Consider the following 18,643-nt stretch of genomic DNA (forward strand, 5'->3'; position numbering starts at 1 on the left):
CGTTTCATTCATCGTTGAATTTTGAAATTTAATTCCATTTGACAGGTTCTACCATCGCTCTCACGGGTCCAGACGGACATTTACGGAGCGCGATATGTGTGGAATTGTCGGGGCGGTCGCCCAGCGGGACATCCTGCCGAACCTGGTCGACGGCCTGAAGCGGCTCGAATACCGCGGCTACGATTCGTGCGGCGTCGTGGTCTACCGCGACCGGGCGCTGGAGCGCGCCCGCAGCGTCGATCGGGTCGCCAACCTGCAGCGCGAGATCGCCGAGCATGCGCTGTCGGGTTACACGGGGATCGCCCATACGCGCTGGGCCACGCATGGCGCGCCTGTCACGCTCAACGCGCATCCGCACTTCTCGCCGAGCGACACGAATGCGCGCATCGCGCTGTCGCACAACGGCATCATCGAGAACTGCGATCAACTGCGCGCGGAGCTGCAGGCGCACGGTTATGTATTCGCGAGCCAGACCGACAGCGAGGCAATCGCGCATTTGATCGACCATCTGTACGACGGCGACCTGTTCGATGCGGTCCGGCATGCGGTGGCGCGACTGCGCGGAAGCTATGCGATCGCGGTGATGTGCCGCGACGAGCCGCACCGGATCGTCGGCGCGCGCGACGGGATGCCGCTCGTGGTGGGCGTCGGTGAAGGCGAAAATTTCCTGGCGTCCGATGCGATTGCGCTGTCGGGCATCACCGATCGCATCGCGTATCTCGAGAACGGCGACGTCGCCGACATTCAACTGCATCGTTACTGGATCGTCGATGCGGCCGGCCAGCGCGTCGAGCGCGCGGTGCAACGCGTCGCCGCGCATAGCGGCGCGGCCGATCTCGGGTCGTACCGCTACTACATGCAAAAGGAGATCTTCGAACAGCCGCAGGCCGTGGCCGATACGCTACTCGATGTTTCGTCGATCATGCCCGAGCTGTTCGGCGACGGTGCGTGGCGTGTGTTCAATGACGTCGATTCGGTGCTGCTGCTCGCGTGCGGCGGCAGTTATCACGCGGCGCTGACCGCGAAGTACTGGATCGAGAGCATCGCGAAGCTGCCGGCGAGCGTCGAGATTGCCAGTGAGTATCGTTATCGCGACGGTGTGCCGAATCCGCGCACACTGGTTGTCGCGGTGTCGCAGAGCGGCGAGACGGCGGATGTGCTCGGAGCGGTGCATGTCGCGAAACGCAGCGGGATGACGCATACGCTCGCGATCTGCAACGTCGCGACGAGTGCGTTGATGCGCGAATGCGCACTGCAGTTCGTGACGCGTGCGGGGATCGAGATCGGGGTCGCTTCGACGAAGGCATTCACGACGCAGCTCGTTGCGTTGTTTCTGCTGACCTTGTCACTGGCGCAGGTGCGCGGGCGGTTGAGCGACGACGAGGAGAAAGCGCATCTGCGCGCGCTGCGGCATCTGCCCGATGCGATGTCGAAAGTGCTCGCGCTGGAGCCGCAGATCATGGCGTGGTCAGAGTTGCTCGCACGACGCGACAACATGCTGTTTCTCGGGCGCGGGATGCATTATCCGATCGCGCTGGAAGGCGCGCTGAAGATGAAGGAGATTTCCTATATTCATGCAGAGGCTTATCCGGCGGGCGAGTTGAAGCATGGGCCGCTGGCGCTCGTGAGTAACGAGATGCCGGTGATTGCGGTTGCGCCGAATGACATGCTGCTTGAAAAGCTACGGTCGAACATGCACGAGGTGAGTGCGCGGAATGGACGGCTGTTCGTGTTCGCGGATGTGGACTGCGGGTTGGTGCCGAGTGAGGGGATCGAGGTGATTCGGCTCAATGAATACTACGGGCCGTTGTCGCCCATTTTGCATACGGTGCCGATGCAGCTGCTCGCGTATCACGCTGCGCTGGCGCGGGGAACGGATATCGACAAGCCGAGGAATCTGGCGAAGTCGGTGACGGTGGAGTGAGGGGGGCGTTTCCTCTCCCCGCTTTCAGCCGATACACCGACAACGCAAACGCCTCGCCTAACGCCCGCTCGCCGATGCATGTTCGGACGCAACCGACCCCGCCCGCACGAAATGATGCTCCACCTTCGTGCGCAGCACGCCTTCAAGCGCAGCAAGCCGCTCACGCAATCGCACCGCCTGCCTTTCGGTCATTTCACCGAGAACGATCTTCTGCTCGAGAACATCGCCACAGCGCGTGATGGCCCAACGATCGACCGTCGCCGTTTCCCCTTCGAGTACGGCCGCCGCGGTCGAGACGATGCCCGGATTCCGTCTCGATACGAGATGGACGGTATGCGTCAACGTGAATCCGGGAAGGAATTGCGACCAGTCTTCACAGACTGCCGGGCGGGAAGCGGAGGAAACTTGGCTCATGGTTGCTCCGGATAAGTGATTACCGAACCGGTGCCAGCCATGCTGCTCCCGTTTCGTTGCCGTAAATCGGCCGCATCGCCTCAGAGGCGTCCACCTTGCCCGGGAGGGCAGGTTGGCGTCGGAGAATCCGACTCTGGATGCTTGACTTCTCACGTTCGACATTTCGAACGTTGATTCATTATATCGAAAAAACGACGTCGGGCAAGTGGTCTGTGAAAAGCAACCCTTCAGCGGGACAGGTCCACTCTTCCGGCCCTCGCACCAGGGGAGCCCACGGACCTTCGCGCCTTGCATGAGGGTCGGAATCCCTTCATCACGGCCTAAAACCACACACTGAACCGCGTCCCCGTCGCCAGCACATCGACCGTCAGTTTCCATTGATGGGCCACGGCAATCTCCTTGCAGATGGCCAGCCCGAGACCGGCACCGTCATACCGCGAATCAGGCGCCCGCCAATATCGGTCGAAGAGCCGCGGCAGATGCTCCCGCTGAATGCCCGGCCCTTCATCGTCGATATGGATCGCCTTGTCGAGAACGGTCAGCACGACAACGCCGTCCGACGGCGACGCATTAATCGCATTCTCGAGAATGTTCTTGAGCAGGATGAACAGCGCCCCGCCATCCGCCCGAATCGGTGACGCAGCGTCGCGCGCTTCGATATGGAGCTTCACCTGCTTCGCATCGGCCTTGCCGGCCAGCATGCTCACGACGTCGCGCGCGACTTCGGCGCCGTTCACGTCGCCAAAGCAGAAGTTCTGCGCTTCGCTGACTTCGGCCAGATGCAGCAGTTGCTTGACCTGCCGCGCCATCAGGTCGATCTCGCGAAGCAGAAGCGCCTTCTGCCGGATGTCGGGCTGCAACTCGATCTGGCCTCTGACCAGCGTGAGCGGTGTCTGCAGCTCATGCGCGGCGTCGGCCAGAAACTGCTGCTGAACCGCGAAACCGTTCTCGAGCCGCGTCAGCGCATCGTTGAACGCATCGATCAGCGGCTTGATCTCGCTGGGAATGCCGTCCGAAGACAAGCGCGTCTTCAGGTTGCGCGGCTCGATGCCCCTCGCGGCACGCGATACTTCCCGCAACGGCTTCAGCACGCGGCTGATCGTCAGCGGCAACGTCAGCCCGAAGATGATGGTTGCAATGACGAGCACATATGCGACGGTCTTCGGTATCGGATCGATTCTCGACATGATGAGCGCATCGACGAGCTGCCTGCTTTGCGCCACCTGCACGTAATAAACGACGCGCCCGTTCGATCCGCGCTGCGTGGCGATCGCATACGCGTTGCCGTCGATCGTGGTGGGCAGCACCTTGCCGGCCGCCTTCGCGAGATCTTCCGTCAACCACGGTCGATCGCCGCTCGACGGCACCGAGGCCAGCAACAGCTTGCCCGTCGCGTCGAGCACGCGATACTTCACCTCGGTCGGCAAGAGCCGGAACATCAGCGCCGGACGCTCGCCCAATCGCACCGCTACCGGACGCCCATCGGCGTCGAAGCTCAACCCCGCCTCGATATGACGGATGCTCTCCATCTGCTGCCGCCGCCCGAAGAACTCCGGATATCGATCGAGGACATGCGCGGAAACTGCGGCCAGCAGCGCCAGGCTGATGGCGAACGCAACGACGTTGGTCACCCACAGACGCGTCGACAGGCGTCGAATCCAATGATGGAACATGGTCAGTTTCTTACCCTGAAGCAGCAACGAGCGAGACGCGGCGAATCGTCATGCATCCCGCAGCGCGAAGCCGGCACCGCGGATATTGGTCAGCCGCATCGTCGCACCGATTGAAGCCAGTTTCTTGCGCAAGCGGTGCACGGTCACCTCGAGCGCGTTCGGCGTGACCGCCTCCCCGAGCCCCCAGGCGGCATGCTCGAGTATCGAATGCCGGACGGTCCGGCCGGCGGCTTCGATCAGGCACAGCATGACCTGCAACTCGGCCGGCGCAAGCAGCACCGTCCGGTCGCCGCAGCGCATCGCGCGCTGGGGCGGGTCCACGCTCACATCCGCGAACGACGCGACGAGCGTCGTCAGCAACGCCGGACGCCGCATCAGCGTGCGCACGCGGGCGACGAGCTCGCTCATTTCGAACGGCTTGGTCACATAGTCGTCGGCCCCGCTTTCGAGCCCGTCGATGCGGTCGTGCAGCGCGTCGCGCGCCGTCAGCATCAGGCAAGGCGTCATGCGCCCTGCCGCGCGCAGCGTCCGCAGGAACGCCAGCCCCTCTCCGTCGGGCAAGCCACGGTCGATGATCAGCAGCGCGTAGTCGGCCCGGTCGACACCGTAGGTGGCTTCCCCTACATTGCCGAACCGGTCGGATTCGATTCCCGCAGCGGCCAGCGCCTGGGACAACAGGTCGGCGAGGCGCTCATGATCCTCGACAATCGCCACTCTTGGCATACTCGCACTCACTTGAACCGATACATGTAGCCGACCCTGGCTTCGGGAACGAACCGTCTTCCGACGATCGGGCTGTCGGTGATGGCGTCGCCGAGACGCGACACGCTAACGTCCACAAAGATCGTCTGCTGTTTCGTCGGCCGGTAGTCGATACGCGTGCCGGCCGACACGTTCACGGTCGAACCCGCGCTGTAGGCGGCGCGCCCGGCGCGCGCCTCCGATGGTCGCACGCCGTAATAGTAGTCGACGTATTTGTCGCTCAGCCATTCCACGCCGACATGCGGCGCAACCGAGAATTGGCCGAAAGCAAACGCCTTCTCGAAGCCGATTTTCGCGCGCTCGCCCTTGTTTCCGCCGAACAGGAAGGTTCCCGACAACGTGCCGAACCCGGTGCCCCATGACAGAGCAGGCCCGTACCAGAACGCGCCCTTGCGATTTTCCATGCCGTTCAGGATCGGGGCGTCCGAGCCCTTGTAGCCGTCGAAGATCGAGAACTGGCCACGCAGCGCGACACTGACCCCGCTCCAGCTACCGATTTTCAGGTCGGCCGTGGTACCGATGGCCTGGACCCATTTGTTGTCGAAATAGACCAGCGGAAACGGCAGCACGCGGCTGCTATCGCCCTGGTAGACCGACGGCTCAATGCCGACTCCGGCACCCAATCCCCAATGCGTCACGTTGGTCGCGTTATTGAGTATGGTCAGCCCCGAATGATCGGCATCGGGCGGGATCATACTCTCGTCGGCCCAGGCGGAAGCGGACGACAATGCGAATGAGGCGGCAAGCAGCAACAACGGACGTTCGCGGTGGAAGGTGGTTTTCACAATCATTTTCCTGGAGTCGACGATCGAAACGGGGGCTACTGTAGGACCAGTCGACTTACCGCTCACTTACCAGGAAAAATATCGTTGCGTTGCGGACTGTGCGGAGAATTTCGGCGATGGGGAATATCGACGCAGGGCGAGCATGTGTCGCCCTGCGTGCTTGAAGAACGCGGCGCGACACGCCGTCAGAACACGGTATGCAACCCGACCCGCGCCACGGCCTGACTCGCCGAACTTGAAGCACCGTTCGGATCCAGCACGCCATTCACCTGCGCGTTCGCGCCGCTGTTCGCCCGCTGATAATCCGCCGACACGTACACCATGGTCCGCTTCGACAACAAGTATTGAAGCCCCATGCTGATCTGATGCGCGTGGTTGTTGCTCACCGCTTCATTGCCCTTCATGTACATGTATTTCGCGCCCAGAACGACATCCGGCCGGATCCGCCACAGACCGCCGGCTTCGGCCATCCACACGCCGGCATCGTTGAACGAGTTGTGCACGGTCGTCATCAAGGCCTTTGCGGCAACGACACCGAAGTCGTAGTGCATCCCGACGCCCCAGTTGCGCACGCTGGTCGACGGCACGCCCGGCGCCGGGCCGTACTTCTCGTTCGTATAGGCCGCCCCCACGCCGAACGGCCCGAGTTCATAGTTCACCCCGGCACTGACGGCGTTGTCCGCGCCGACCGAACCGGCCACGCCGCCGAACGCATACATCACGCCGCCGGACAAGCCCGCGACCGTCGGCGAACTGTATTTGACGGCGTTCGCGATCGGCTTGCTGCCTGCGGTGCGGTCCCAGTCGAACGCGCCGGTCGGGTTGTCGGGAAGCGCGAGACGTTGGAACGGGCCGTTCCGGAATCCGTACAGCCCGGAAATGCCTCGCGAAATTGCATTGCCCTTCGAAAAGAGCGAATCCACCATGAAGTCGTATTGATTCCCCAGCGTGATGCTGCCGAACCGGTCGCTATCGATGCCCACGTAGGCGTTGCGCCCGAAAATTCCGGTCCCGACGATGCTGCCGTTCGCCATCGAGAACTGGTTCACGAGCGCGAATGTTGCGTGGTACCCGCCACCGAGATCTTCGGTACCGCGAAAGCCGAAGAGATTGGGCGCGTAGATGCCGTCGTCGAACTTGACGTTCTTTCCGCCGCCCTCGTTGCTGACATACGAGATGCCGGAGTCGATCAGACCGAACATCGTCACACTGCTCTGCGCCCACGCGCCTTGCGCGACGGCAAGAACTGCGAATACGCCAAACCTGAGTTTCATGTTGTCTCCGTCTTTTTTATGGAAATACGCGTCCGTCGCCACACTGGGTGGCGCTTGCCCGCTTGTTGCTTCGTGAAAAATCGCCTGGATTCAGGCAGCTACATCAACATCGGAAATATGATTAGTTTTACTTATTTATAAACACGACAATCCGCACAAGAACCGGCTTCAAACCCGCCTGGATCCAAACCCGTGAATCAAGCGCCTCGATAGATGACCCAAGCCGTGGAATCCACTTCGACCGCGACGGTTTCCAGTCCGGCCCCCGTGCAGGGCCCGTCGATACACACGCCGTCATCGAAGCGAAACAGCGCGCTGTGATGCGCACACATCAGCACCTGCGACCGATAGCAGGAAACATCGCCCGGCACGAAATCGAGCGGCACGGAGAAATGCGGGCACCGATTCACATACGCCCATACTTGCTCGCCACGCCGCACCACGATGACGGGACGTCCGATGCAGGCTTCGTCGACCACGCGCGCGCCGCCATCAGGCACCTCGGACACGCGGCAGAGTCGTTTCGCTTCCATCGCTCACACCCGTTGCTCGGGGTTGCCGAGGCTCCAGTCCCACGGACGCACTTCCACGTGCGAGAACAGCCCTTCCTTCACATACGGGTCGTTTCCGACGAACTGCATCACCGCATGAAGGTCGTCCGCCTCGACGACGAGCAGCGTTCCGTTCATCGCGTCGCCGTGCGGGTCGAGCGTCGGCCCGCCGAGCCGCACGTACACGCCGTGCTCGGCAGCCGAGCGCAGATACGTCCTGTGAATCGGACGCACGCGGTCGCGCACGTCGCGCATGCCGGGCTGGTCCGTCGCAAACACCGCGAAAAATCGAGCCATGACGATCAGCTCCGGTCGATGAGGTCATTCATCACGTCTTTCTCCGTTGGCGCATCCGGCCGCTCAATGCGGCGCGCGCCCGTCCCATGCGTCCTGAAGCAACGCACGAATCGCCGCGCGTTCGATCGGCCGGGGATTGGCATAGGGGTTCTTGCACGCGAGGTCGGCCGCTTCGCCGAGCCCTTCCCGAGGCATTCCGATTCCGGCGAGCGCCGGCGCGATGCCAAGCTGCTCGTTCAGCCTGAACAGCAGCGGGCCGGCGTCGGCCGCATCGGTCCCGCCCAGCGCCCGCGCAACGCGGCGTAGTGCATCAGGCGCCGCGGCATGGTTGTAATGTGCGGTATGCGGCAACATCGCCGCGTGCGTCTGCGCGTGCGGCAGGTTGAACGTGCCGCCGAGCGTGTGACAAAGCTTGTGGTGCAACGCCATGCCGACCGCGCCGAGGCAGGTCCCGGCAAGCCACGCACCATACAGCGCGCGGCTGCGCATCGTCCGATCCTCCGGATCGCGCACCACCGCGGGCAACGCTTCGCCAAGCGCGCGAATCGACTCTTCGGCCATCAAGCTGATCACCGGGTTCGCGTCTTCCGCATAGAGTGCCTCGACCGCGTGCGCCATCGCATTGACGCCCGACGCCGCCGAGATGCCCGGCGGCAGCGACAACGTCAGCGACGGGTCGTAAATCACGGTACGCGGCAGCACGCGCACATCGCGCCCGGTGCGCTTCAGCCGGCCTTCGGTGATCCCGTAGATCGGCGTCATTTCCGAGCCCGCGTAAGTCGTCGGCACGGCCAGGATCGGCAGCGACGATTCGAGCGCAATGGCCTTGCCCAGCCCGATCGTCGAGCCGCCGCCGATCGCGATGCAGCAGTCCGCGCCCAGCGCGGCCGCCATCTCGCGCGCGGCACGCGCGACTTCGACCGGCACGTGCATGACGGCCTGCGCGCATACGCCGGCCGCACGCTCGCCCAGCACGCGCTTCACGCGATCGGCGAGATGCCGCTGTTCGGGCGTGGACAGGATGAGCGCGCGACGGGCGCCGAGCGTCGACAGTTCGTCCGGCAACTTGTCGAGCGCCCCCCAGTCGAATACCACGCGCGAAGGGGTGCCCTGATAGACAAAGCGCTCCATGAGAGCCTCAGCGCTTGAAATGCGGCGGCACGTTGCCGTCGACGTTGACCCACACCGAGCGTGCTTCCGTGTAGTCGTGCATGGCCTCGAAACCCATCTCGCGGCCGTAGCCCGACTTGCCGACGCCGCCGAACGGGCTGCCGGGATTGACGCGCTTGTAGCAGTTGATCCAGCACATGCCCGCGTTGATCTGCGACGCCATCTTGTGCGCACGCGAGAGATTCTGGGTCCAGAGGCCGCTGCCGAGCCCGTATTCCGTTGCGTTGGCAATCGCGAGCGCCTCCTCGTCGCTGCCGAAGCGCAGCACGGTGACGAACGGGCCGAACACTTCTTCCTGTGCAACACGATCGACCGCGCTCCTGGCCTCGATGATCGTCGGGCGCACGTAGTAACCATTGGCGAGCGCCGGATCCTGCGGCGCGCTGCCGCCCGTCAGCACGCGGCCACCCTGCTCGCGCGCGACGTCGACATACGACAGCACGCGGTCGAGGTGCTGCTTCGACGTGAGCGGCCCCATTTCCGTATTCGGATCGAGCGGATTGCCGATCCGGATCGACGACGCGAGTGCGACGAACCGCTCGAGGAACGCGTCCGCGATGCGTTCGTGCAGCACGAGCCGCGAACCCGCGATGCACGCCTGCCCCTGATTGTGAAAGATCGCCCACGCAGCGCCGTTGATCGCCGCGTCGAGATTCGCATCGTCGAACACGATATTGGCGCCCTTGCCGCCCAGCTCCAGCTGCACGCGCTTCAGGTTGCCCTGCGACGCTTCGACGACCCGGCGGCCGGTCGCCGTCGAACCGGTGAACGCGATCTTGCCGACGCCCGGATGTTCGGCGAGCCGCTGGCCCGCCGTATGCCCGTAGCCGGGCACGATATTGACGACGCCCGCAGGGAACCCGACTTCGGCCATCAGCTCGACGATGCGCAAGGTCGACAGCGGCGTGATTTCCGACGGCTTGAGCACCACCGTATTGCCAGCGGCGAGTGCCGGGCCCATCTTCCAGCTCGTGAACATCAGCGGGAAATTCCACGGCACGATCTGGCCGACGACGCCGATCGGTGCACGCTGCACGTAATTCAGGAAACCGGTCTCGACCGGAATCACCGAGCCTTGCAGCTTGTCGGCCATGCCGCCGAAATAGCGGAAGCAGGCGGCCGTACGCGGCACGTCGAGCGACCGCGAATCGCGAATCGGGTGGCCGGTGTCCAGCGATTCGAGCTGCGCCAGCGCCTCCGCGTTGGCTTCGATCGCGTCGGCCAGGCGCAGCAGCAGACGGCCGCGTTCGGCCGCCGGCATCGCCGACCATTTGGGAAAGGCGCGCGTCGCGGCTTCGACGGCCAGATCGACGTCCGCCGCGGTGGCCGCCGCGATCTTCGTGATGACGGAGCCGTCGTGCGGGTTCAGCACGTCGATCGTGCCGCGGTCGACGGCGTCAACGAAGCGCCCGTCGATGAAGAGTTGGGTTTGCATGAATCGTCCTCGGTGTATTGCGGAAGCGAAAGCTGAATCGGTAGCAAAAACGCGGCTCAGAACGCGATCGGGTACGGCGCGAGCTCGCCGCTTTCGTAGCGTTGCGGCAGGTTCGGCGTCGCGTTTTCCCAGACGAGCAGCATCGATCGCTTCGTCGAGTAGCCCTGGTGCCGGATGTCGGCCGGCATCGCGCAGATGTCGCCCGCGCGCATCGTGATGCGTGCGCGCGGCGCGCCGGTGTTCTTGTCGCCGATGTCCCACACGATTTCGTCGGACAGTTGCAGGAACCATTCGACGCGGTCGTTGCCATGGAACACCGGCAGGATGAATTCCTCGGTGGTCGGGCAGAACAGGCTGCGCCCGCACACCGACGTGACCGACGGATTCCACGTGACGTCCGAGCGCGACAGGTACTTGAACAGGTTGAACGCGTGCAGTTCGCCCTCGAAGCCCGGTTCGACGTGCACCTCCGGCTCGTCCTGCGCGACGTCGAGGAACGCACGGTTGACCGGCAGCGCGTCGCGCAGCGGCGAGTCGCCTTCGAGGCCCGGCATGCGGCGCGTCGCGATACGCGTGCGCTCGATCGCCGAGCCGTTTTCGCCGTGCTTGCGCCCGAATGCGGTGCCCGTTTCCTCCGGCGCCGCGAACGGGTCGAAGCCTTCGTTGGTCCAGTCGTGCAGCATTGCCTTGAAGGTCGCCATGATCGTCGGCGTTTCGAAGGTCTCGGTGTAATCGACACCGGCGTCCTTCAGGATGCCGTTGAAGGTGCCTGCATACATGTCGACCTTGCCGTAGTGATTGCGCGTGCCGAACACGTGATCGAAATTCACCCAGCCGTAGAAGAAGCCCCACGCCACGTCGCGCATCATCGCGCGCAGGAATGCGTCCGCTGGCATCGCATGCGTACGCGTCTGGCCTTTCGCGGGCCAGCTGATCTTCACGAAGTATTCGTCGCGCTGGAACCCGAATTCGCCGAGCTGGAAGCGGCGGTAGCCGGTGACGGCATCGGCTTCGGTCGATCGCACCAGATCGGCGGCAAAGCCCGTGGACGGGTCGAGGGTTTCGAGGGTGGCCATGACGTGTCTCCTGGGATAGTCGAATGAGGTCGGAAGGTCAGTGCAGGCAGATCTCGGCCCACTTCTCGACCGACAGCTCGCCGAGGATGGTCTGCACGAGCGCGACGCCCGGCCGGCTCGCGGTGAAGCGATACGCACAGCCGGCCGGCAGCAGCGCCTGATGGCCCTGGCGCAATACGACGTACCCCATGTTCCGGCCGGCCGGTTGCGTGCCGGCGCTCACGGTGCCGCGACCCGATGCCGGCGGATTGTCGAGCTTGATGAATTCGATCCGGACTTCGCCGTCCATCTGGATCGTGAACTCGTCATGCGCGCAAGCGAACCACGGCGACTGGCCGTCGGTCCTCAACACTTCGATCACGTATTCGAGATTCTTGCCGGCGACGACCTTTTCGTAAGGGGCCGACTTCGACGCCACCTCGAAGACATTCGAGAAGGCGTAGTGCTGCGCGCTGCCGCTGGTGATTTCGATCTCGCCCTTCCGATAGCCATCGAGCGAACCGAAGACGGTGTGGAATGCCGTGCTGGTCATTGCTGTCTCCTGAGTTGAACCGCTTGTTGGATTCAACTCTAGGGGCAAGGGACAGCAGCAACAAGGCAACGGATGGCGATTACGGCATTTGCGTTTCGCGAATAATCCGCGCGGTTCAACGCACCCAGCCGCGCTCCAGCAGCGGGAGATCCCACGGGGATTCGTCGCCGATGTATTCGGCGAGGAATTCGACCAGGGCCTTCACCTTCAACGCCTGTCGCTGCGTTGCGGGATAGACGGCGGCAAAGCTCAGCGGCGCGAGCTGATAGTCGGTGAGGATCGGCACCAGGCGGCCCGCGACGAGCGCTTCGCTCGCCACGAGCGTGGGCAAGCAGACGACACCGCCGCCCGTCAGCGCGTATTCGCGCAGCAGGTGAACGGAGTTCGAGCGAATCATGCCCGGCAGCTCCATTTCGACCACCTCGTCGCCGCGCGTCATCGTCCAGCGGTTGCGCGACGGGTAGCCCGAATACAGCGCTGTCGTGTGCTGCAGCAGATCGCGTGGATGTTGTGGCGCACCATGCGCGTCGACGTACGCGGGCGCCGCACAAAAGAGGCGCCGGACCGTGAACAGCCGTCGCTCGATCAGCGATTCGGAAATCGGCGGGAAGATCTGGAACGCAATGTCGAACCCTTCTTCGACAGGGTCCACGACACGGTCATTGACGATGATGTCCAGCTGGATGCCCGGGTAGCGCTGATTGAATGCGGCGAGCGGCGCGCCGAAGTGATCGAGCGCGAACCCGGGCAGTATCTGGATGCGCAGCCGCCCGGTCGGCGTCGCGCGAAGCTCGCGCATCTGGTCCGTCAGCTCGTTGACGCGCCCGACCACCTCCGCACACTCGCGATAGAACGCCTCGCCCACCTCGGACAGCCGCACGTGGCGCGTGCTGCGATGGAACAGCGGCGCGTTGACGAACTTCTCGAGTTGCTGGATGCGATTCGTCACGACGGAACTCGTCACCCCCAGTTGCCGCGCGGCCTCCGCGAAGCTGCTTGCCTCGGCCACTCTCACGAATGCTTCGATGCTCAGGAACCGGTCCATACCGCGCCCTTTTTCGACAGCGAAACAGGCAGTCTACCTGTGCGGGTATCGGGCTGTGTCATGCGAAAGGCGTCACAGTGTCGCCAAATCGATGTCAATTGCCGGGCGCACCGGTACCGGCGTTCGCCGGTACGCCCGCGCCGGTACGCCCGCGCCGGTATGCCCGCGCCGGCATTACCGCGACTGCTCTCCGGCCACCAGTTCCGGCCGCACGACCGCGCGACGCTGCAGCACGGCCGGCGCGGTTTCCTTCAGCAACAGGCTGACCACGATTCCCAGCAGGACCGAGCCCATCGGCAGCCACAGAATGTTCTGGATGCCAAAGTGTGCGGCAACGTAGCCGCCCATCGCCGGCGCAATGCCGCCGCCGAAGATCTCGCCTACGCCGACCACCATGCCGATGGACGTCGACACGAGGCCGATGGGGGCGGCCTCGGTCGCCACCGGGCCGGACAGCAGCGACACCAGCCCGAGCGTGAAGAACGACGCGACGAACAGCACGCCGAACAGCGCGAGCGGCTGCGGTCCGAGGCCACGGAAGATGTAGAGCATCACGGCCGTGCCCACGAACCCGACGATGCTCGCGATGCGGCGGCCGACCAGGTCGGAAAGCCCCGGCAACCCGAACTGCCCGAGAAAACCGCCGAAGCCGATCGCCGAGACGACGAGGCCCATCTTCTGCGTGCCGAGCGACAGGTAATCGGTCAGGTACAGCGGCAGCAGCGCGCCGAGCACGAAGACGCCGGTCATCGCGCAGCACAGCGCGGCCATTGCCACGAGGATGTTGCGGCTCTTGAGCACATGGCCGAGCGACGCGGGCGCCGGTTCGGACGCGACCTCCTTCACGACCTTCGGCTCGCGGATCACGAAGAACATGATCGCGCCGAGAATCAGGCCGGGCACGGCCACGAGCGCAAAGACCCAGCGCCATGACACGAAGCCGAGCAACTGCGTGGCGATGATCGGCGACAGCGCGAGCCCGAACAGCGCAAAGCCGCTCTGCTGCAGGCCGAGGTTCAGCCCGCGCCGCCGCGGATGCGACGCATCGGCCGTCGCGGCGAAGCTCGTCGGGCAGAACGAACCCTCCGCGACGCCCATCAGCCCGCGAATCGCCATCAGGCCGAGCAGCCCGCCCGCGAGCCCCGAGAAACCGGACAACAGCGAGAACGCGACGATCGCCGGAATCAGCACCTTCCGGCGGCCGACCTTGTCGGAGATGCCGCCCATCAGCGCCGCAAAGATGCCCCACGACAGCCCGAGCACGCCGATGCAGTTGCCGACGTCCTGCGCGGTCAGGTTCAGGTCCTTCATGATCGACGGGAACAGCGGCGCGATGAGCCAGCGGTCGAGGCCGACCAGCCCGAAACCGAGCGCCAGCAGCGTCACCGCCTTCCACTCGTATGAGGTATCCCACTCGTTTGCTTTCATGTCCGTCTCCGTGGACGCCGGTTCGCCTGCGCGCGCCGGAGCGCCTGCGCATGGGTCAGGTCCGATGATTTTTGTGTGCGACGTGAATCGCGAGGAAGTGCCGGCCGCCTTTCGGATTCGACGAATCAAATTCACTCGACCGACGCCACCACGATAGGTGCACGGCCGCGAATCGGGTATGGAACAACCGGCGAACGCGCCATTCGCGAAACGCAAATAATCGGCAGGGGTAGGCTGGAACGGACGGCGGGACAGCGTGGAGCGGGTGCACGCAACGTGGACGTCGTGCCCACTCGCGTGTTACGGGGGAATCCCTCATAGACATCGACGCATCGGCGCTCTGCTTCGCGAGCAGGGACGATGCAGCCGGTTCGACCGGCGCAACGGCATCGACGGTTTCTACGTACCCCGAACAACCTGCCGGCTGGCCCCCGGCGGCACCCCCGTCACGCGCTTGAACGCGCGACTGAACGCAGCTTGCGACGCATAGCCGAGCTTCAGCGCCACCGTCTCGATCGGCAGCCGGTCGTGGTTCAGCCACTGGCTGGCCACGCGCATTCGCAACTCCGTCGCATAACGCAACGGCGGCGTGCCGATCGTCGCCTGGAAACGCTCCGCGAACACGGAGCGCGAGATATGGCACTCGGCGGCCAGTTCGGACACGCTCCAGACCCGATCGGGCTGCCGATGCAGCGCCAGGATCGCCCGCGCCAGCCGGGGGTCGCGCAATGCAGCCACCAGGCCGGATGCGTTGTCGCAGCCGCATTCGACCCAGCCGCGCACAAGCATGGCCGCCACCACGTCGGCGAGGCGCGCGAGGACGCCGGCGAAGCCGATGCGCCCTGAGCAGATTTCGCGCTTCATCGACGCGAGGATCGGCATGAGCCCCGGATAGCGCTTCCCCTTCGCATCGACCACCATTACGCCCGGCATCAACCGGCCGAGCGCCTGCATGCCGCCGAGATCGAACGCCATGCAGCCGGTGAAGAGGATCGCACCGGGCGTCATGCTCTTGCTGGGACACGCGTTCACGGCGCTCACCGTGTCGCCCAGCGGAGCGGCGTCGAACGTGTCGATATCGCGGACCGGCTGATCGGTGCCGGACAGGAGCTGGTGCGCGTCGCCGCGCGGCAGGAACAGCGCGTTGCCGGCCGACAGTTCGTGCAGCGTGCCGTCTTCGGTGCGCAGTACGGCGGAGCCGACCGCGAGAAAGTGGAAGTACGCGTGCCCGGGCCGCGTATCGAAGCCCAGGCCAAACGCCGGCCCGGCCTCGATGCGGCGGTACTGGACGCCACGCAGGCGCATGCCGGTCAGCAGCTCGCTGATCAGGTCGGACGACAGCGCGAACGGGTCCGGCAAAGTCATCTTCGGGGTTTCAGGTAAAAATTCAAGGCTTTCTATCATAGATCATCCTGACCATCCCACCTAGACTCGCTCTGAAATCAACTTTCCGAGGAATGTCTTGTCATGAGCGAATGTGTTTCCAGCGCCGTACCCGGCGACGACGGTCGTCGCAGCGCGGCCGTGACCGAGCCCGCATGGACGGCCGTGTTCTCGCTGGCGATGGGCGTGTTCGGGCTGCTGACCGCGGAGTATCTGCCGGCCAGCCTGCTGACGCCGATGGCGACCGGATTGCACGTATCGGAAGCGCTGGCCGGCCAGGCGGTCACGGTCACGGCCGTGGTCGCGCTGTTCGCCGGCTTGCTGGTGCCGGGCCTGACGCGCAGGCTCGACCGGCGGACGGTGCTGCTCGGTTTCAGCACGCTGATGATCGCGTCCAACCTGCTGGTGGCGCTGTCTTCCAGCCTCGCGATGCTGCTGGCGATGCGGATCCTGCTCGGCATCGCGCTCGGCGGCTTCTGGAGCATGGCCGCGGCCGTCGCGATGCGTCTGGTGCCGCCGGCGCTGCTGCCGCGTGCGCTGTCGATCGTCTTCAGCGGCATTGCCGTCGGCACGGTCGTCGCCGTGCCGCTGGGCAGCTATCTCGGCGGGCTGTTCGGGTGGCGCAGCGCGTTCATCGCAGCGGCGGCGGTCGGCGCGACGACGCTGCTGTTCCAGTGGTTCACGCTGCCGCGGATGGCGCCGCGCGGAACCGTGCGGCTGAACACGGTGCTGCAGTTGCTGCTGCGCCCGGGCGTCGCGATTGGCATGTTCGGTTGCGTACTCGCGCACACGGGCCATTTCGCGTTGTTCACGTATATCCGGCCGTTCCTGGAAAGCACGGCGGGTGTCGGCCCGGACGGGCTCGCGCTGATGCTGCTCGGGTTCGGCATCGCGAATTTCGCCGGCACGCTGATCACCGGATTCCTGATGGAACGCAGCCTGCGCGGCACGCTGGCGCTGATGCCCTGCCTCGTCGGCATCGCGGCATTCGCGCTGGTGATGCTGCCGGCATCCGTCGCCGGACATGCACTGCTGGTCGCGTTCTGGGGGATGGCGTTCGGCGGCGTGCCGGTCGCGTGGTCGAACTGGGTGACGCGCGCGGTGCCCGATCAGGCGGAAAGCGCCGGCGGAATGGTCGTCGCATCGGTGCAATCGTCGATTGCGGCGGGCGCAGCCGCGGGCGGGGCGATGTTCAGCTTCAGCGGCATCACCGGCGTGTTCGTCGCAGGCGGGATCGTGATGCTGCTTGCGGCACTGTTGATCGTTCTGCGTGTCGGCGTGCCGGCCGCGCAATCCGGCGCACTGCCGACACTGCATGTTTGACCGGCGGGCGGCCGCGCGCACCGATCCGGCGCGTGCCGCCCGTCACCGGAGCTGGCGCGCCCCGATCCGAATGCCCTTACCGCGACTCGCCCCGCGCAACGTAGCTGTCGCCCCAGTCTTTCATCGCGTCGAGCACGGGCGCGAGGGTTCGCCCCACGTCCGTCAACGAATATTCCACTCGGGGCGGGACCTCCGCGAATACCGCCCGGGAAACGATGCCGTGCGCTTCAAGCTCCCGAAGCTGCAACGTCAGCGATCGTTGCGTGACGCCGCCGATGGCCGTGCGAAGCGCGCCGAATCGCTTCGTACCCCTGAGCAGATAATAGATGATCAACGGCTTCCACTTTCCGCCGATGACGTCGACCGTTGCCGCTACCGTACAACGGTATGCGTTCGTATTGGGTTTCTCCATCGGCCAATAGTATAAAAATTTACCCTATATATCAAACTCGTACTTACTTGCCATCGATATCCCTGCAACGCAGAATTTTTCCGGGCGGCGGTCAAGACCGCACGGCATGCCCCAGTTGCAGGAAACCCATCGGAGCAAGACAGATGAAAGCAGTGTTCTACGAGCGTCAGGGTGCCGCCCGGGATGTCCTGATCGTCGGCGAATTGCCGACGCAGGCGCCCGGGCCGAACGAAGTACGCGTCCGCGTCCATGTCTCCGGACTGAATCCGACCGACATGAAAGCGCGTGCCGGGTTCTCCTCCGCGATGCCCTTCCCGCGCATCACGCCTCACCAGGACGGCGCAGGCATCGTCGATGCGGTCGGCCCCGGCGTATCGCCGGACCGGCTCGGCGAGCGGGTCTGGATCTACGAGGCGCAATTCGGCCGCGCCGCCGGCACGGCGGCCGAATACGTCGTCGTTCCGTCAAGCCATGCGGTTCGCCTGCCGGGCCATGTGTCGTTCGACGTGGGCGCGTCACTCGGCATTCCGGCATTGACGGCGCATCGTTGCCTGTTCGCCGACGGCAGCCTGGCTGGGCGACCGGTACTGGTTCACGGCGGCGCGGGCGTCGTCGGCACCGCCGCGATCCTGCTGGCGAAATGGGCGGGCGCGTGGGTTGCGACATCGGTCAGGAACGCCGAACAGGCTGCCGTCGCACGAGCGAACGGCGCGGATCTGGTCATCGACCGGCACGCCGCGGATGGCGTACGCGTCATTCTCGATGCAACCGGCGGGCACGGGGTCGACCGTATCGTCGACGTCGACCTGAAATCCAACCTCGACTTTGATCTTGCCTGCTTGTCGCAAGGCGGCGTGATCAGCGCCTATGCAACGGCCGGTGCAACGGACGCGCTGCCGGTTCCGCTGCTGAAGGCCATGATGCACGGCTGCGTACTGCGTTTCGTCTATATCTATCACGTGCCGGGCGAAGCCAAGCAGGCTGCCATCCGCGACATCGACGCATGCGTCGCAGCGGGCGCCTACTCGCCCCGAATCGGCATGAAGGTGCCACTGACCCAGGTGATCGATGCACACGAAGCACTGGAATCGGGCCAGGTCATCGGCAAGGTGCTGGTACACAACTGATTCGGCTTCGATCGGCCATCGCCGGCGCTCGT

Annotated in this window: 18 protein-coding genes and 1 riboswitch; of the genes, 3 read left to right on the top strand and 15 right to left on the bottom strand. The window is 64.7% G+C overall.

The window, feature by feature from the left end; translation table 11 throughout:
* The first annotated feature begins 94 nt into the window (after nucleotides 1–94).
* Nucleotides 95–1,924: a glutamine--fructose-6-phosphate transaminase (isomerizing) gene (gene glmS, locus ACWMMN_RS30010; RefSeq protein WP_486423542.1), complete on the top strand. Its 1,830-nt coding sequence runs from the start codon at nucleotides 95–97 to the stop codon at nucleotides 1,922–1,924.
* Nucleotides 1,925–1,981: 57 nt separating this feature from the next.
* Here the strand turns inward: glmS and ACWMMN_RS30015 are convergent, their stop codons facing one another.
* The 14 genes from ACWMMN_RS30015 to ACWMMN_RS30080 all read right to left on the bottom strand — a co-directional run bounded on the left by ACWMMN_RS30015 (nucleotide 1,982) and on the right by ACWMMN_RS30080 (nucleotide 15,731).
* Nucleotides 1,982–2,338 (bottom strand): hypothetical protein, encoded by a 357-nt coding sequence (locus ACWMMN_RS30015; protein WP_155627230.1) that lies wholly within the window; start codon nucleotides 2,336–2,338, stop codon nucleotides 1,982–1,984.
* A 42-nt stretch (nucleotides 2,339–2,380) separates the two neighbouring features.
* Nucleotides 2,381–2,484: riboswitch (SAM-I-IV-variant riboswitch) on the bottom strand.
* Nucleotides 2,485–2,658: 174 nt separating this feature from the next.
* Nucleotides 2,659–4,011, bottom strand: coding sequence for a sensor histidine kinase (locus tag ACWMMN_RS30020; RefSeq protein ID WP_059240828.1), 1,353 nt, complete (start codon nucleotides 4,009–4,011; stop codon nucleotides 2,659–2,661).
* 48 nt (nucleotides 4,012–4,059) lie between these two features.
* Nucleotides 4,060–4,734: a response regulator transcription factor gene (locus ACWMMN_RS30025; RefSeq protein ID WP_059237729.1), complete on the bottom strand. Its 675-nt coding sequence runs from the start codon at nucleotides 4,732–4,734 to the stop codon at nucleotides 4,060–4,062.
* Between the two features lie 8 nt (nucleotides 4,735–4,742).
* Nucleotides 4,743–5,558, bottom strand: coding sequence for a MipA/OmpV family protein (locus ACWMMN_RS30030; RefSeq protein WP_340625375.1), 816 nt, complete (start codon nucleotides 5,556–5,558; stop codon nucleotides 4,743–4,745).
* A 185-nt stretch (nucleotides 5,559–5,743) separates the two neighbouring features.
* Complete coding sequence (locus ACWMMN_RS30035) at nucleotides 5,744–6,832, bottom strand: porin (protein ID WP_486424108.1); 1,089 nt, start codon at nucleotides 6,830–6,832, stop codon at nucleotides 5,744–5,746.
* Between the two features lie 197 nt (nucleotides 6,833–7,029).
* Nucleotides 7,030–7,365, bottom strand: coding sequence for a Rieske (2Fe-2S) protein (locus ACWMMN_RS30040; RefSeq protein WP_059237731.1), 336 nt, complete (start codon nucleotides 7,363–7,365; stop codon nucleotides 7,030–7,032).
* A gap of 3 nt (nucleotides 7,366–7,368) precedes the next feature.
* Nucleotides 7,369–7,680, bottom strand: a complete 312-nt coding sequence (locus tag ACWMMN_RS30045) for a YciI family protein (protein WP_059237732.1) — start codon at nucleotides 7,678–7,680, stop codon at nucleotides 7,369–7,371.
* 63 nt (nucleotides 7,681–7,743) lie between these two features.
* The gene (locus ACWMMN_RS30050; RefSeq protein WP_486423543.1) at nucleotides 7,744–8,811 is read right to left on the bottom strand and encodes a maleylacetate reductase; all 1,068 of its coding nucleotides are present in this window, start codon (nucleotides 8,809–8,811) and stop codon (nucleotides 7,744–7,746) included.
* Between the two features lie 7 nt (nucleotides 8,812–8,818).
* Entirely contained in the window at nucleotides 8,819–10,285 is a 1,467-nt protein-coding gene (locus tag ACWMMN_RS30055) for an aldehyde dehydrogenase family protein (protein ID WP_486423544.1), read from the bottom strand.
* Between the two features lie 56 nt (nucleotides 10,286–10,341).
* Nucleotides 10,342–11,361: a hypothetical protein gene (locus tag ACWMMN_RS30060; RefSeq protein ID WP_059237735.1), complete on the bottom strand. Its 1,020-nt coding sequence runs from the start codon at nucleotides 11,359–11,361 to the stop codon at nucleotides 10,342–10,344.
* Nucleotides 11,362–11,398: 37 nt separating this feature from the next.
* Nucleotides 11,399–11,893, bottom strand: coding sequence for a cupin domain-containing protein (locus ACWMMN_RS30065; protein ID WP_059237736.1), 495 nt, complete (start codon nucleotides 11,891–11,893; stop codon nucleotides 11,399–11,401).
* 115 nt (nucleotides 11,894–12,008) lie between these two features.
* Nucleotides 12,009–12,938: a LysR family transcriptional regulator gene (locus tag ACWMMN_RS30070; protein WP_059237737.1), complete on the bottom strand. Its 930-nt coding sequence runs from the start codon at nucleotides 12,936–12,938 to the stop codon at nucleotides 12,009–12,011.
* A gap of 174 nt (nucleotides 12,939–13,112) precedes the next feature.
* On the bottom strand, nucleotides 13,113–14,366 hold the full coding sequence (locus ACWMMN_RS30075) for an MFS transporter (RefSeq protein WP_059237738.1): 1,254 nt from the start codon (nucleotides 14,364–14,366) through the stop codon (nucleotides 13,113–13,115).
* Nucleotides 14,367–14,765: 399 nt separating this feature from the next.
* Nucleotides 14,766–15,731, bottom strand: coding sequence for an AraC family transcriptional regulator (locus ACWMMN_RS30080; protein ID WP_342705684.1), 966 nt, complete (start codon nucleotides 15,729–15,731; stop codon nucleotides 14,766–14,768).
* A gap of 102 nt (nucleotides 15,732–15,833) precedes the next feature.
* Between ACWMMN_RS30080 and ACWMMN_RS30085 the strand changes: the two genes are divergently transcribed.
* The gene (locus ACWMMN_RS30085; RefSeq protein WP_059237740.1) at nucleotides 15,834–17,072 is read left to right on the top strand and encodes an MFS transporter; all 1,239 of its coding nucleotides are present in this window, start codon (nucleotides 15,834–15,836) and stop codon (nucleotides 17,070–17,072) included.
* A gap of 76 nt (nucleotides 17,073–17,148) precedes the next feature.
* Here ACWMMN_RS30085 and ACWMMN_RS30090 read toward each other — a convergent pair whose 3' ends face one another.
* Nucleotides 17,149–17,484 (bottom strand): winged helix-turn-helix transcriptional regulator, encoded by a 336-nt coding sequence (locus ACWMMN_RS30090; RefSeq protein ID WP_486423545.1) that lies wholly within the window; start codon nucleotides 17,482–17,484, stop codon nucleotides 17,149–17,151.
* Between the two features lie 143 nt (nucleotides 17,485–17,627).
* Between ACWMMN_RS30090 and ACWMMN_RS30095 the strand changes: the two genes are divergently transcribed.
* Nucleotides 17,628–18,611 (top strand): NADPH:quinone reductase, encoded by a 984-nt coding sequence (locus ACWMMN_RS30095; protein ID WP_486423546.1) that lies wholly within the window; start codon nucleotides 17,628–17,630, stop codon nucleotides 18,609–18,611.
* Nucleotides 18,612–18,643: the final 32 nt, after the last annotated feature.

The organism is Burkholderia cepacia complex sp. TUM26381, assembly GCF_057439935.1.